Source organism: Brevibacterium sp. 2SA (genome assembly GCF_005502845.1).
Taxonomy (GTDB): Bacteria; Actinomycetota; Actinomycetes; order Actinomycetales; family Brevibacteriaceae; genus Brevibacterium.
Genome location: NZ_SCMW01000008.1, coordinates 82620 through 96485, shown reverse-complemented (window position 1 = coordinate 96485; position 13866 = coordinate 82620). Strand labels below are relative to the sequence as shown.

Annotated in this window: 14 protein-coding genes; 8 read left to right on the top strand and 6 right to left on the bottom strand. The window is 66.9% G+C overall.

Features of this window, described 5'->3' with window-relative positions:
- Positions 1 to 524: LysR family transcriptional regulator (locus tag FFS20_RS05460; RefSeq protein WP_137824902.1), on the bottom strand; the 524-nt coding region annotated here is incomplete at its 3' end.
- Positions 525 to 657: 133 nt separating this feature from the next.
- Between FFS20_RS05460 and FFS20_RS05455 the strand changes: the two genes are divergently transcribed.
- Together FFS20_RS05455 and FFS20_RS05450 are read left to right on the top strand one after the other, a co-directional pair.
- Positions 658 to 1809, top strand: coding sequence for an FAD-binding oxidoreductase (locus FFS20_RS05455; RefSeq protein ID WP_283202123.1), 1152 nt, complete (start codon positions 658 to 660; stop codon positions 1807 to 1809).
- An 84-nt stretch (positions 1810 to 1893) separates the two neighbouring features.
- Positions 1894 to 3453, top strand: coding sequence for an aldehyde dehydrogenase family protein (locus FFS20_RS05450; RefSeq protein ID WP_137824900.1), 1560 nt, complete (start codon positions 1894 to 1896; stop codon positions 3451 to 3453).
- Between the two features lie 26 nt (positions 3454 to 3479).
- Here FFS20_RS05450 and FFS20_RS18230 read toward each other — a convergent pair whose 3' ends face one another.
- Positions 3480 to 3683, bottom strand: a complete 204-nt coding sequence (locus FFS20_RS18230; RefSeq protein ID WP_283202124.1) for a MerR family DNA-binding protein — start codon at positions 3681 to 3683, stop codon at positions 3480 to 3482.
- A gap of 59 nt (positions 3684 to 3742) precedes the next feature.
- Between FFS20_RS18230 and FFS20_RS05440 the strand changes: the two genes are divergently transcribed.
- From FFS20_RS05440 to FFS20_RS05425, 4 genes are all read left to right on the top strand, one after another.
- Positions 3743 to 4003, top strand: a complete 261-nt coding sequence (locus FFS20_RS05440) for a hypothetical protein (RefSeq protein ID WP_137824898.1) — start codon at positions 3743 to 3745, stop codon at positions 4001 to 4003.
- 73 nt (positions 4004 to 4076) lie between these two features.
- A complete protein-coding gene (map, locus tag FFS20_RS05435; protein WP_137824897.1) occupies positions 4077 to 4844 on the top strand; it encodes a type I methionyl aminopeptidase in 768 nt (255 codons plus the stop codon).
- 67 nt (positions 4845 to 4911) lie between these two features.
- Positions 4912 to 6270, top strand: coding sequence for a DNA repair protein RadA (gene radA / locus FFS20_RS05430; RefSeq protein WP_137824896.1), 1359 nt, complete (start codon positions 4912 to 4914; stop codon positions 6268 to 6270).
- A 127-nt stretch (positions 6271 to 6397) separates the two neighbouring features.
- A complete protein-coding gene (locus FFS20_RS05425) occupies positions 6398 to 6790 on the top strand; it encodes a VOC family protein (protein ID WP_249356682.1) in 393 nt (130 codons plus the stop codon).
- Positions 6791 to 6795: 5 nt separating this feature from the next.
- Here FFS20_RS05425 and FFS20_RS05420 read toward each other — a convergent pair whose 3' ends face one another.
- Entirely contained in the window at positions 6796 to 7569 is a 774-nt protein-coding gene (locus FFS20_RS05420) for a hypothetical protein (protein ID WP_249356681.1), read from the bottom strand.
- Between the two features lie 36 nt (positions 7570 to 7605).
- Between FFS20_RS05420 and FFS20_RS05415 the strand changes: the two genes are divergently transcribed.
- Entirely contained in the window at positions 7606 to 8739 is a 1134-nt protein-coding gene (locus FFS20_RS05415; protein WP_137824895.1) for an A/G-specific adenine glycosylase, read from the top strand.
- Here FFS20_RS05415 and FFS20_RS05410 read toward each other — a convergent pair.
- Complete coding sequence (locus FFS20_RS05410) at positions 8723 to 9352, bottom strand: CGNR zinc finger domain-containing protein (RefSeq protein WP_171007001.1); 630 nt, start codon at positions 9350 to 9352, stop codon at positions 8723 to 8725. The two genes, FFS20_RS05415 and FFS20_RS05410, sit on opposite strands and share 17 nt — an antisense overlap.
- A gap of 145 nt (positions 9353 to 9497) precedes the next feature.
- Here FFS20_RS05410 and FFS20_RS05405 point away from each other — a divergent pair, with 145 nt between their 5' ends.
- Positions 9498 to 10289 carry an alpha/beta hydrolase gene (locus FFS20_RS05405; protein ID WP_249356684.1) on the top strand — a complete coding sequence of 264 codons (792 nt, stop codon included), beginning with the start codon at positions 9498 to 9500 and terminating at the stop codon, positions 10287 to 10289.
- 35 nt (positions 10290 to 10324) lie between these two features.
- On the opposite strand, the gene FFS20_RS05400 is transcribed toward FFS20_RS05405, so the two are convergent.
- Positions 10325 to 10903, bottom strand: a complete 579-nt coding sequence (locus FFS20_RS05400) for an amino-acid N-acetyltransferase (RefSeq protein ID WP_171007000.1) — start codon at positions 10901 to 10903, stop codon at positions 10325 to 10327.
- Between the two features lie 355 nt (positions 10904 to 11258).
- The gene (locus FFS20_RS05395) at positions 11259 to 13793 is read right to left on the bottom strand and encodes an ATP-dependent Clp protease ATP-binding subunit (RefSeq protein ID WP_137824892.1); all 2535 of its coding nucleotides are present in this window, start codon (positions 13791 to 13793) and stop codon (positions 11259 to 11261) included.
- Positions 13794 to 13866 lie beyond the last annotated feature (73 nt).

Sequence of the window (13866 nt, the reverse complement as noted above, 5' to 3'; positions counted from 1 at the left end):
AAGGAGAGCCACATCGTCACCGACACCGTCGTCCACGTCAGGCCGCGCATCGGCGGCAGCGGCACGGCCGGGTAGTCGATGCCGATGCCGAGGTCGATGGCGCCGTCGATGACGGCCGCCGACATCGTCTCGACGTCGACCTCCCGGGCGCGGACGACGATGTCGGGGTGGCGCTCGGCGAGCAGACGGACGATGAGCGGCAGTCCGCTGGTCGACGTCGACCCGAACACTCCGAGGGTGACGATCGCCTCGCGCTCGAAGTCGCGGCCGAGCATCGCAAGCTCCGCCTGCGCCTGGGCGGCGAGAATGCTGCGGGCGCGCGGGAGCAGGGTGCGACCGGCCTCGGTGAGCACGAGGGAGCGTCCGCGGCGGATGACGAGGTCGGAGCCGACGGTGCGCCGCAGTGCGCTCATGTGCTGGGAGACCGCTCCGATGCTGTAGCCCAGCGCTTCGGCGGCACGGGTCATCGAGCCGCGTTCGGCGACGACGACGAACGTCTGCAGCTGCCCGAGCGTCCAGGTCATGGGCACAGACTAGCGGTTTTAAGGAATCGTGAAAACAGTCTTCACAGACTCGGCCTTGTCCTTAAATGTGTTCGGTCGCACAATGGTGGACAAGCCGACAACGGTGTCGGCCCCGAACCAGCTGAGGTGCAGTGTGAACGCAGATGTGGTCATCATCGGCGGCGGCGTCATGGGCGCGTCGATCGCCTTCAACCTCGCCGCCGCGGGGGCAGGGAGCATCGTCCTCGTCGAACGCGATGTCCCGGGCTCCGGGTCGACGTCGAAGGCCGCTGGCGGGGTGCGCTGTCAGTTCTCCGACGAGGTGAATATCGCCCTGTCCGTGCGCAGCCTCGAGATCCTCCGCGACTTCGAATCGCGCTTCGGCATCGACATCGACCTCGTCTCCAACGGCTACCTCTTCCTCCTCGACTCCCCCGAGGCGGCGAGGACGTTCGCCGGCAACGTCGACCTCCAGCGGTCACTCGGTCTCGACTCGCAGATGCTCACCGTCGCCGAGGTCGCAGCCCTCGCCCCCTACGTCGACACGGCGGGTCTCGTCGCCGGGGCGTTCAATCCCGGTGACGGGCACTGCACTCCCGAATCCGTCGTTGCCGGCTACATCAGCGCCGCCCGTGACCGCGGCGTCACCGTGCTCACATCCTGCGAGGTCACCGGCATCCTCACGAAGGGCGCGGCCGGGAAGCGGACGATCACCTCGGTGGAGACGACGGCGGGCCCGATCACGTGCTCACAGGTCGTCTGCGCGGCCGGTGCCTGGTCGGGACTGATCGGCGAGATGGCCGGCGTCGACCTCCCCGTCACCCCGCTGCGACGCGAGATCATGGTGAGCGAACCGGTGGCGTTCGACACCTCCGCAATGCCGTTCACCATCGACTTCGCCACCAGCTACTACGTCCACCCCGAAGGCCCCGGCCTCCTCTTCGGCTGCCCCGATGCCGAGGACCGGTGGGGGTTCGACGACCGCCGCGACCCGGAGTGGCTGTTCCGGCTCTCCGAGCTCATCGACCGGCGCACCCCGAGCCTCGCCGACGTCGACATCCGACGCGGCTGGGCGGGCCTCTACGAGATGACCCCCGACCACAATGCGCTCATCGGGCAGGCCCGCGAACTCGAGGGCTTCACCTACGCGTGCGGGTTCTCCGGCCACGGGTTCCTCATGGGTCCGGCCGTCGGCGAGGTCGTCGCCGACCTCCTCACCGGCCGCACCCCGTTCGTCGACGTCTCCCCGCTCGACAAGGACCGCTTCTCCCTTTCGGGACTGCGCAAGGAGCTCAACATCGTGTGACCATGACTCCCCTCCCTCCCACTTCGATGCCTGCACCCTAGCCACCGCCACTGACACAAACCCGCCTGAGACACAGTGAGGACCATGATGACCACGACCTCCACCCCCACCGCTCTTCCCACCGATCACACCGTCGCCGCCCTCCTCGACGAGGGGCTGCGCGCCTGCGGCGTCGGCGCCGCCGTGCTCACCGCCGACACCGCGACCGGGCAGACGCTGACTGCCCGCTCCCCGATCACCGGGCAGGTGCTCGCGACGATCCCCGCCGACTCCCCGCAGACCGCCGCGGCGAAGATCGGGCAGGCGGCAACCGCCTTCGAGAGCTGGCGGGACGTTCCCGCTCCCGTCCGCGGCCGGCTCGTCAGCCGCTGGGGTCAGCTGCTTGCCGAGCACAAGGAGGAGCTTGCGAAGATCGTCACCGTCGAGGCCGGCAAGACCCCGTCCGAGGCCGCCGGCGAGGTCCAGGAGATGATCGACATCTGCGAGTTCGCGCTCGGCCAGTCCCGGCAGCTGTGGGGCAAGACGATGCCGAGCGAACGTCCCGGTCACCGACTCATGGAGACGTGGCATCCGCTCGGAGTCGTCGGAGTGATCTCCGCATTCAACTTCCCCGTCGCCGTGTACTCGTGGAACACCGCCCTCGCGCTCGTCGCCGGAGACGCCGTGGTGTGGAAGCCCTCGGAGAACGCCGTGCTCGCTGCCCTCGGCGCCCAGTCGCTGCTGGCCCGGGCCGCCGCCGAGGTGGGGGCACCGGAGGGTCTCGTGCCCGTCCTCGTCGGCGGTCGCGGCATCGGCGACGCCATGGTCCGCGACGACCGAGTGGCGTTGGTCTCTGCCACGGGGTCGGTGCGGATGGGCCGTGAGGTCGGTCCGGTCGTCGCCGAGCGCTTCGGACGGGTCCTGCTCGAACTCGGCGGCAACAATGCCGCGATCGTCACCCCGAGCGCGGACATCGACCTGGCGCTGCGCGGGGTCGTCTTCGCCGCCGCGGGCACCGCCGGGCAGCGGTGCACGACCCTGCGCCGCCTCATCGTCCATGAGTCGATCGCCGAGGAGTTCGTCGAGCGGATCGTCGCCGCGTACGCGACCCTGAGCATCGGTTCACCCACGGACGACGGGGTGCTCGTCGGGCCGCTCATCAACTCAGGCGCGTTCGAGGCGATGCAGTCGGCGCTGGCCCGGGCACAGGCCGAAGGGGGAACCGTGCTCACCGGCGGCGGACGCGTGTTCGCCGAGGAGCGACCCGACGCCCACTACGTCGAGCCTGCGCTCGTGCGGATGCCCGGCCAGACCTCGGTGATGGAATCGGAGACCTTCGCCCCGATCCTCTACGTCGTCACCTACTCCGACCTCGACGAGGCGATCGCCCTCCACAACGGGGTGCCGCAAGGGCTGTCCTCGGCGATCTTCACCTCCGACCTCGCCGAGGCGGAGACCTTCCTCTCCCGCTCCGACTGCGGCATCGCCAACGTCAATATCGGCACCTCGGGGGCGGAGATCGGCGGGGCGTTCGGCGGTGAGAAGGAGACCGGCGGCGGTCGCGAATCGGGGTCGGAGTCGTGGAAGGCCTACATGCGGCAGGCGACGAACACGATCAACTACTCCGGCGAACTGCCTCTGGCCCAGGGCGTGGAGTTCCTCTGAGGCGACAGCCGACGGTCACCGGCCTCTCACCGCTGTGCGATGAGCTCCTCGATGGCCCTCCTGCGCCGGGCGAGATCGGCCGATTCGGTCTCGATCCGGGCGACGTTCTCCCGGATCCGGGCCGCCACCTGCGGGCACATGCCGATCGGCAGATCCGGATCATCACCGAGGCACGGCAGCATCACCGTGATCGTGTCGAGGTTGAACCCGGCGCCGAGCAGCCGGCGGATTCGCGCAACCGTTCCGACCGCCTCGGCGCCGTATTCGCGATACCCTGTCGGCGTGCGCGATGAGACCAGCAGACCTCTGTCCTCGTAGTGCCGGATCGAGCGTCGTGCGCCTCGGCGGAGTCGAGGCCACGGTGCTCTACGCCGTCTACGTCATCGCCTTCCAGGCCGGCATCGTCGCGGGAACCTGGGCCGGCGGAGTCAGCCTCGGCGAAGGCTCTCTTCCTCCGCCGCTCTGCCTGGGACTCGCGGTGCTCACCCTGCCGCTCATCCTCGCCACGACACGGCCTTCGCGATCGAGCAGGAGGGCGCCGGTGACCTGACACCCAGGAGGGCAGCCGGCTGACGCGGGGAACTAGACTGGCCGGTGAACCCAGACCCCAGAGGAGAGCACCCGTGATTGAGCTGAAGACACCCGCCGAGATCGACAAGATGGCGGTGACCGGTCGCTTCGTGGCGAACACGCTGGCCGAACTGTCTCAGACCGCCGAACCCGGCATGAACCTCATGCACCTGGAGAAGCGGGCACGCACGCTCATCGAGCAGGCCGGAGCGAAGTCCTGCTACTGGGACTACGCTCCCTCGTTCGGTTCGGGTCCCTTCCGCAACGTCATCTGCCTCTCCGTCAACGACGGCGTCCTCCACGGCAAACCCCACGACTACGTCCTGGCCGACGGCGACCTCCTCACCCTCGACTTCGCGGTGTCCATCGACGGCTGGGTCGCCGACGCCGCCCGCTCCGTCATCGTCGGCACCGGCACCGAGGAGGACCAGCGCCTCATCGACTCGACGTGGGCCGGCCTCGAGGCGGGGATCGGGGCCGCGCAGGCCGGCAACCGCCTCGGCGACATCTCCCAGGCGATCGGCGACATCGCCGATGCCCAGCGCATCCCGGTCAACCTCGATTTCGGCGGTCACGGGCTCGGGCACACGATGCACGAGGACCCCCACGTCGCCAACCGCGGCAAGGGCGGGCGCGGCATGGTGCTCAAGCCGGGCCTGACCCTGGCGATCGAACCGTGGTGGTCGTTCACGTCGAAGAAGCTCACAGTCGACCAGGACGGGTGGACCCTGCGGGTGGCCGACGGCTCGAACGGTGCCCATTCGGAGAACACGATCGCCATCACCGAGGACGGTCCCCGGGTACTGACCGTCGCCGACTGAGGTCTGGCCCCGGACGTCGTGTCCGTGGCGCACGCGTCATGTCCGTGGCGCATGCCAGACTTGCCGTATGTCTTTCACCTGCACCGAATGCGGATACTCGACCGTGAAGTGGCTCGGGCGGTGCCCCGAATGCCAGGCCTGGGGCACTCTCGAGGAGAAGGGCGCCGGTGCGACGTCGGTGAAGACGAAGGTGAAGAAGTCGAGCGGGGCGAAGTCGATCACCGAGGTGGACACGACCCTGGCGGTGGCGAAGCGGACCTTCGTCGACGAATTCGACCGGGTGCTCGGCGGCGGCATCGTCCCCGGCGGGGTCATCCTGCTCTCCGGGGAGCCCGGAGTCGGGAAGTCGACTCTCCTCCTCGACGTCGCCGCGCGCGCCGCGAAGTTCGAATCGGCGGTCCTCTACGTCACCGGCGAGGAGTCGGCCGGACAGGTGCGGCTGCGCGCCGACCGGATCAACGCCCTCGAGGAGAACCTGCTGCTGGCCGCGGAGACCGACCTCGGCGCCGTGCTCGGGCTCATCGAAGCCGAGAACCCCGACCTGCTCATCGTCGACTCGATCCAGACGCTCGCCTCCTCGGAGGTCGACGGCGTGCCCGGCGGGGTCACCCAGGTCAGGGAGGTCGCGGCCGCCCTCATCCGGGAGGCGAAGTCCCGGTCCCTGTCGACCGTGCTCGTCGGACACATCACGAAGGACGGCACGATCGCCGGACCCCGTCTCCTCGAGCACCTCGTCGATGTCGTGTGCACCTTCGAAGGCGAGAAGCACTCCCGGCTGCGGATGCTGCGGGCGATCAAGAACCGGTTCGGTCCCACCGACGAGGTCGGCTGCTTCGACATGGAGGAGAACGGGATCAAGAGCCTCGAGGATCCCTCCGGTCTCTTCCTCTCCCGCGCGTCAGGGTCCACGCCGGCGGGCACGTGCCTGACGGTCAACCAGGAGGGCAAGCGGCCGCTGCTCGTCGAGGTGCAGTCCCTGGTCACCGAGTCCGCGGCCGGTCAGACGCGGCGTTCGGTGTCGGGAGTCGACTCCTCGCGGGTGGCGATGATGATCGCCGTGCTCAGCCAGAAGGTCTCCGCGGCCGGGTTCGCGAAGTCCGATGTCTTCGTCGCCACAGTCGGTGGGGCCAAGCTCGTCGAACCGGCCAATGATCTGGCGATCTGCCTGTCTCTGGCCTCGGCCGCTCTGGGGCGGGCCCTCTACGCGAAGTTCGTCGCGATCGGCGAGATCAGCCTCTCCGGTGAGATCCGCAATGTGCCCAACCTCGGCCAGCGGCTGAGCGAGGCGGCACGGTTGGGCATGACGCGGGCGATCGTCGCCCGTGGCGCGCTGCGCAACGTCTCGATCCCCGACGGCATGGTCGTCAAGGAATGCGAGCACGTCGCCGAGGCGGTCGAACTCGTCCTCAACGACAAGGACAAGTGAGCCGACGGGCGGTGCCTGCGGTCGCCGGTCGCGGCGATCGCGGCCTGCGCGGCTGGTGTGCGATGTCAGTGACCTCGGAGGGGAGAAAATCCGAGACTTCCGCGGCGAAACAGGGCATGCTTGAAAGATGACCACGACAGTGTTTCCGGCACTGAGGACGACGGACATCGCGGCGACGACCGCGATGCTCATCACCCTCGGCTTCGTCGAGCGCGTCACGGTGCGGGACGAGGACGACCCGAGTCTCGTCCTCCATGCCGAATACGCGCTCGGTGAGACCGGCGGAGTGATGATCGGGTCCGTGCGCCATGACGGTTCGGCCCTCGACAGCGTCGGCGGGGCGGCGATCTACGTCGTCGTCCCCACCGAACGGGAGGTCGACCGGCTCTATCGTGAGATCCGCGAGCTCGGGCATGCGATCGTCCGGCCGGTGGCCACGCAGTCCCACGGCGGACGGGAGTTCGCGTTCCGCGACCACGACGGCAATTCGTGGGGTGTGGGCTCGTACCGCGGCGTCTGAGCGGATTAGCCGTCGGAGTTCTCGGTCTCCGTGGGCTTCGGAGTCGGCGACTCGGTCGCCATCTTCTCCTCCTCGGCCTTCTTCTTGTCGGCTTCTTCCTTCTCTTTGGCCTTCGTCGCCTCGTCCTTCTCGAGCTCGAAGGGCACAGGTTTGCTCTCTTTGTCGCCGAGTTTGACGATGAGATCGTACGTGCCCGCCTCGAAGCCCTTGCTCGCCTTGTTGCAGTTCTTGTCGACGCGGACCCGGTTCCATTCGAACTGGGCGGTCTTCTGGGACTGCGGAGCGAACTCCGTCGGCGCTTCGGCGTTCTCATCGTCGTCGGCGGCGCAGTACTTCGAGGACCACACGACGTCCCCTTCCTGCTCGACGACGAACTCCTGTTGCTTCGTGCCGACCTCGATGAGGCAGGTGGCCGTGTGGTTGTTGCCGATGACCATCTCGAACTTCGGCTTCGTGTTCTCGTCGTAGCTCTTCTTGTCGGCCTTCGCGCTCACCGAGACGGAGTCCGGCGGGCAGGCGCCGCTGGCGGCCTGCGCGTCGGGGACCGGAGCCTGCGGGGTCGGTGAGGCGCTCGTGGGAGCGTCGGCCGCGGTCGGCTCCTGGTCGGTCAGACCGCCGATCGCCTTCGTGATGCCGGCGACACCGAGCACGATGAGTCCGATGACGACGAGGCTGAGCACCGCCAGGGTGATCCGCCGCCGACGGTAGACGTGCGCAGGCAGCTTGCCGCTAGACTGGCGGGGCTGTTTCGGCTGCGAACCACGATCGGAAGGAGTCATCGCAATGAGCCTAGGCAATTGCGAATGAGCATCCAAATGACACACCGCACCTCTGCCGAAACTGGGATCACCCCCACAGCACCGGTCTTCCCGGACGTGCCCGAGTCCGCCATCACACGCGTCCAGACGACGATCATCGACTGGTTCGAGGCAGCCGCCCGACCCCTGCCGTGGCGGGCCGAAGGCACCTCGGCGTGGGCGGTCCTCGTCAGCGAGATCATGTCCCAGCAGACTCCGGTCTCCCGCGTCGCCCCACGCTGGAGCGAATGGCTCGAGCGCTGGCCCACTCCTGCCGACCTGGCGGCAGCCCCCACCGCCGAGGTGCTCCAGCGATGGGATCGCCTCGGCTACCCGCGTCGTGCGCTGCGGCTGCAGGAAGCCGCGAGAGTCATCGCCGACGACCACGACAACCAGGTGCCCGACACTGCTGCCGCTCTCGAGACGCTGCCGGGGATCGGGTCGTACACCGCGGCAGCCGTCGCCTCGTTCGCTCACGGCGAGCGCACCACGGTCCTCGATACGAATGTGCGCCGAGTCCTCGTCCGCGTCTTCGCCGGCCGAGACCGGCCCACGGTGTCACCGAGCCGCAGGGAGACCGTCTGGGCCGAACGGTTCGTCCCCGCGACCGATCATGTGGCGTGGAACGCCGGGGTCATGGAGTTCGGTGCCCTCGTGTGCACCGCCCGCAGTCCGAAGTGCGAGGACTGCCCGCTCGCGGACATCTGCGCCTGGAACCTCGCCGGACGCCCCGCCTCGGCGGCGAAGCCGAAGACCCAGAAGTGGGCCGGTACGGACCGCCAGCTGCGCGGGGCGATCATGGACGTCCTCAAGGCCGCACATGCAGAAGCCGCCGAGGCGGGCAATCGGTCGACCTCGGTGGTCGAGAGGTCTTCGGTGGTCCCGGGGTCCTCGGCGGTCGAGAAGGCGGCGAACGCAACCACAGGTCGCGCATCCGCCGCGACCGATGCCATCGCGGTCGATCTTTTCACGGCACCGACTGCCGAACTCGATGACGAGCGCCTCGGCACCCTGGGCCCGACCACCTCGGCGAAGCTGACGACGATGCGCGATCTCAGCGCGGATGCGGACCGCATCTCACGACTCATCGCCGATCTCGTCACCGACGGGTTGGCTCACCGCAGCGGGGACCGTCTCAGCCTGCCGCGGTGATGCTGGACTCGGAACTACCGTCTGTCAGGTGATTCGTCGATTGCGCAGAACCTTGGGACATCGATTGCCGATGAGTGTATTTGGCAACTTTGGCCCGATTTCCGCAACGTTTCATCGAACACCATCGTCGGCTGTTCGCGCGAGATGTATCAACGAAGGCAATCCCGCAACGCTCATGCGCACACGTCTTGATTCGGCTGGGTTCACCGCGCTCGAACACCTCGATCGCGTTGCCAGCGATGAGTCCGAGCACCGTTGCTGCAGACGGTTCGGAGCGAACGACTGCGACTCCGGCATCGGCCCACTCCAATTTCGGTGACAGGGCCCCAGCGGTTCCGCCACCTCCGCTGACAGCACCGTTGATGATCTCGAGGTCAGTGAGGTCGAGTGTGCTCGGATTCTCCAACAGCCGACTGATTGCCGCGCGAAGCCTCAGCGCCTGTGCAAACTCTTCCTCTGTCGGCGTCACTGCGCTCCACTGCCCGGTGGAGGCAATCCATCGTGCCAGTTCCTCTGGCCCGTGAAGTGTCTCCCGCCCTGGACCGAATCGGTCGCGGAGTGTGTTGACGAAGTCAAGACTGATCTCCCCGCCGAACCACAGCCAGTCATCCATGTTCCCACGATATCGCGAAACCTTGTTGCCTGCTAACCGGTTAATATGGTTAGCTGACACCATGAACTCACGCTTCGTCAATGTCGATGGACTTGCTTTCCACTGCCTTCTCGGCGACACCACCTCCGCTGACGCCGAAACCGTTGTGCTGCTTCATGGTTGGCCCCAGACGGCCAGCTGCTGGCGAGATGTCATTCCCGGACTGTACGGCCCGGACGCCGACACCCAATACCACGTCATCGCACCGGACCTCCGCGGCTACGGGCTCAGTGACAAGCCGACGGAAGGATACGACAAACGGAGCATGTCCCGGGACATCCTCGGCATCATGGATTCCTTCGGCGTCGACCGGGCTCATTTCGTCGGCCATGACCGCGGCGGCCGGGTCGCGCACCGACTTGCCCTCGACTCTCCCGAGAGAGTCTCCTCGCTCGCTGTTCTCGACATCGCCCCCACCCATGCGATGTTCACAAACGGGAGGATGCGCACCGCCGAAGGCTTCTTCCACTGGCTCCTCCACATGCAGAAGGATCTGCCGGAGACGCTCACCGCAGGCAGGACCGCTGAGTACCTTCGCTACTTCTTCGAACGCTGGACCGTCCGCCGCGATCGCCTCGAGCCGCACATCGACGACTATGTTCGCGCCTTCGAAAAGCCCGGCGCTATGCGTGCTGGCTTCGACGACTACCGTGCCACCCACGAGGATGTCGCCCTCGACGACGAGGACTTCCGCGCCCAGCGGAAACTGACGGTGCCGGTGCTTGCACTGTGGGGTGCTGGCGGCCTCGCCGCGAACACGGATATCACGACCGTCTGGGAGAGCTACACGGAGAACCTGGACGGGCGACCCATTCCCGACTGCGGTCATTTCATCCCCGAGGAGGCACCAGAGACACTGCTCTCCGCACTGCGCGAGTTCTGGTCGCAGTCCGCCTGAACCACGGTCTGACCCCTTCGGGATCGCCCCCTGCTCTACAGGTACTTGATCATTCGGGTGTTGCCGAGGGTGTTCGGTTTGACCCTGGCGAGGTCAAGGAACTCGGCCACACCTTCGTCGGCTGAGTGGAGGAGTTCGACGTAGACCTCCGGTGAGACGGGGATGCCCTTGATCGGTTCGAATCCGAGGGAGCCGAAGAATCCGGTTTCGAACGTCAAGCAGAAGACCCTGTCGACCCCGATCTCCACGGCATCGGCGAGGAGCTGGCGGATGAGGGCCTTGCCCACTCCCCTGCCCCGGTAGTCAGGGGACGTCGCGACGGTGCGCGCCTCGGCGAGGTCGGACCAGATGATGTGGAGGGCCGCGCAGCCGGCAAGGACTTCGCTGCCGTCGGGTCGCTCATCGACGACGAGCCAGAACTCCTGCAGCGACTCGAAGTACGTCACCGTGTCCTTCGCGAGGAGGATGCGCTCTTCGGCCAGGGGGGCCACGAGCGCCTCGATGCCCTTGACGTCGGACGTCCGTGCCCGCCGCAGCCGCAGCCCACTGGGAAGTCCGTGGGTCTGGTGGTGGTCGGAGGCGACGAGTCCGTGGTCGAAGGTGGCTGAGCTCATTCCCTCATTCAACACCATCGCGCTCAGGTGCCGACGGTGCGTCCACACAGGTCTGCGCCACTGTGACGGCGATTGTGCGCCGCCTCCACGGTGATCTCGAGCCCGAAATCGCCATGGATGTGGCGCAGAACCCGGAGGGCCGCCATGGACGTGGCGCACAACGCGCGGCGCCGCCGTGGATGTGGCGCACAACCCGGAGGGCCGCCATGGACGTGGCGCACAACGCGAGGCGCCCTGACAATGCGAAGCGGCCCCGGGCGAGAACCGAAGTTCTCAGGCCCGGGGCCGCCTCAGGAGGGGTGACTATGCGCTCAGCAGACCACTGTCAGTCAGCCGGTCAGCGGACCGCTGCCGGTCAGGAGGCCGAACCGGTCGACCCGGCTCCGGCGAGTTCGCCGCCGGAGGACGAATCGTCGGATCCGGATGTCGGGAAGGTCTCGGTCTCGACACCTTCGAAGGTGAACTGCGCGTCCTTGCCTTCGCCCTCGATGTCGACCTTGATCGTCTGACCGCGGCCGATCTCCTTGAAGAGGATCTTCTCCGAGAGCTGATCCTCGATCTCGAGCTGGATCGTGCGGCGCAGCGGACGTGCACCGAGCACCGGATCGTAGCCGCGATCGGCCAGCAGGTTCTTGGCCGCATCGGTGAGCTCGACCTTCATGCCCTGATCCGCCAGACGCGTGTCGAGGCGCTCGAGGAAGAGGTCGACGATCTCGATGATCTCCTCCTTGTTCAGCTGCGGGAACACGATCGTGTCATCGACGCGGTTGAGGAACTCGGGACGGAAGTGCTGCTTGAGCTCTTCGTTGACCCTCTGCTTCATCCGGTCGTAGTTGGTCTTGGTGTCACCCTCGACCTGGAATCCCATCTGCAGACCGCTGGAGACGTCGCGCGTGCCCAGGTTGGTCGTCATGATGATGATCGTGTTCTTGAAGTCGACCTCACGACCCTGCGAGTCGGTGAGTCGGCCGTCCTCAAGGATCTGCAGCAGCGAGTTGAAGATGTCCGAGTGGGCCTTCTCCACCTCGTCGAAGAGGACGACGGAGAACGGCTTGCGACGCACCTTCTCGGTGAGCTGGCCGCCCTCTTCGTAGCCGACGTAGCCGGGAGGCGAACCGAAGAGACGCGACACGGTGTGCTTCTCCGAGTACTCCGACATGTCGAGGCTGATGAGGGAATCCTCGTCGCCGAAGAGGAACTCCGCGAGAGCCTTCGCAAGCTCGGTCTTTCCCACACCGGTGGGACCGGCGAAGATGAACGAACCCGACGGACGCTTCGGATCCTTCAGACCCGCACGGGTCCGGCGGATCGCCCGCGAGATCGACTTGACCGCGTCGTTCTGGCCGATGATGCGCTTGTGCAGCTCGTCTTCCATCCGCAGCAGACGCGAGGACTCCTCCTCGGTGAGCTTGAAGATCGGAATGCCGGTGGCAGAGGCGAGCACCTCGGCGATGAGATCGGCGTCAACGGTGGCGGAGGTGTCCTTGCCGCCCTTGCGCCAGGCCTCGGTCTGCTCGTCCTTCTCGTGCTGGAGCTTCATCTCCGAGTCCCGCTCGGAGGCCGCCAGCTCGAAGTCCTGAGCGTCGATCGCAGCTTCCTTGCGGTGACGGGCCTCGAGGATCTTCTCCTCGAGGTCGCGGATCTCCTGCGGCACCGACAGCCGCGAGATGCGCAGCTTCGCCCCGGCTTCGTCGATGAGGTCGATCGCCTTGTCCGGCAGGTATCGGTCGTTGATGTAGCGATCGGACATGTTGACGGCAGCCGCGAGAGCACCCTCGGTGATCGTCACCTTGTGGTGCGCCTCGTACTTGTCGCGCAGGCCCTTGAGGATCTCGATCGAGTGCGCGAGCGAGGGCTCGGGCACCTGGATCGGCTGGAAGCGGCGCTCGAGCGCAGCGTCCTTCTCGATGTGCTTGCGGTACTCGTCGAGCGTCGTCGCACCGATCGTCTGGAGCTCACCGCGGGCGAGCATCGGCTTGAGGATCGATGCGGCGTCGATGGCGCCTTCGGCGGCACCGGCACCCACGAGCGTGTGGATCTCGTCGATGAAGAGGATGATGTCACCGCGCGTGCGGATCTCCTTGAGCACCTTCTTCAGACGTTCCTCGAAGTCACCGCGGTACCGGGAACCGGCGACGAGGGAGCCGAGGTCGAGCGTGTAGAGCTGCTTGTCGGTGAGGATCTCCGGCACTTCGCCGTTGACGATCGCCTGCGCCAGCCCCTCGACCACGGCGGTCTTGCCGACGCCGGGCTCGCCGATGAGAACCGGGTTGTTCTTCGTGCGGCGGGAGAGGATCTGCATGACGCGCTGCATCTGCTCGTGGCGGCCGATGACCGGATCGAGCTTGCCCTCACGGGCGGCAGCGGTGAGGTTGCGACCGAACTGGTCGAGAACGAGGGAGCCCGAGGGCGTGCCCTCTTCGCGACCGCCGGCAGCGACCGGTTCCTTGCCCTGGTAGCCCGAGAGCAGCTTGATGACTTCCTGGCGCACCCGACCGAGGTCGGCGCCGAGCTTGACGAGGACCTGAGCGGCAACGCCCTCACCCTCGCGGATGAGACCGAGCAGGATGTGCTCGGTGCCGATGTAGCTGTGGCCCAGCTGCAGGGCCTCACGGAGACTGAGCTCGAGGACCTTCTTCGCGCGCGGAGTGAACGGGATGTGCCCGCTCGGCGCCTGTTGTCCCTGCCCGATGATCTCCTGGACCTGATCGCGAACCTGTTCGAGGGAGATGTCCATCCCCTCGAGAGCCTTGGCCGCCAGGCCTTCACCCTCGTGGATGAGGCCGAGCAGGATGTGCTCGGTGCCGATGTAGTTATGCTTGAGGAGTTTGGCCTCTTCCTGGGCGAGCACCACCACTCGGCGGGCTCGGTCAGTGAACCGCTCGAACATATTCACCCTCCTGGAGTTCTGGTATCTGTAGAGCGTAACGACCCAACCTCGGGTTCTATTGCACGTTTCGCCA

Bases quoted from the DNA above. Each gene is read 5' to 3' on its own strand.
- FFS20_RS05415 (WP_137824895.1), top strand. From the start codon at position 7,606: ATGACACACCGCACCTCTGCCGAAACTGGGATCACCCCCACAGCACCG.
- FFS20_RS05395 (WP_137824892.1), bottom strand. From the start codon at position 13,793: ATGTTCGAGCGGTTCACTGACCGAGCCCGCCGAGTGGTGGTGCTCGCC.
- FFS20_RS05450 (WP_137824900.1), top strand. From the start codon at position 1,894: ATGATGACCACGACCTCCACCCCCACCGCTCTTCCCACCGATCACACC.
- FFS20_RS05410 (WP_171007001.1), bottom strand. From the start codon at position 9,352: ATGGATGACTGGCTGTGGTTCGGCGGGGAGATCAGTCTTGACTTCGTC.
- radA (WP_137824896.1), top strand. From the start codon at position 4,912: ATGTCTTTCACCTGCACCGAATGCGGATACTCGACCGTGAAGTGGCTC.
- FFS20_RS05420 (WP_249356681.1), bottom strand. From the start codon at position 7,569: ATGACTCCTTCCGATCGTGGTTCGCAGCCGAAACAGCCCCGCCAGTCT.
- FFS20_RS05440 (WP_137824898.1), top strand. From the start codon at position 3,743: ATGAGACCAGCAGACCTCTGTCCTCGTAGTGCCGGATCGAGCGTCGTG.
- FFS20_RS05400 (WP_171007000.1), bottom strand. From the start codon at position 10,903: ATGAGCTCAGCCACCTTCGACCACGGACTCGTCGCCTCCGACCACCAC.
- FFS20_RS05425 (WP_249356682.1), top strand. From the start codon at position 6,398: ATGACCACGACAGTGTTTCCGGCACTGAGGACGACGGACATCGCGGCG.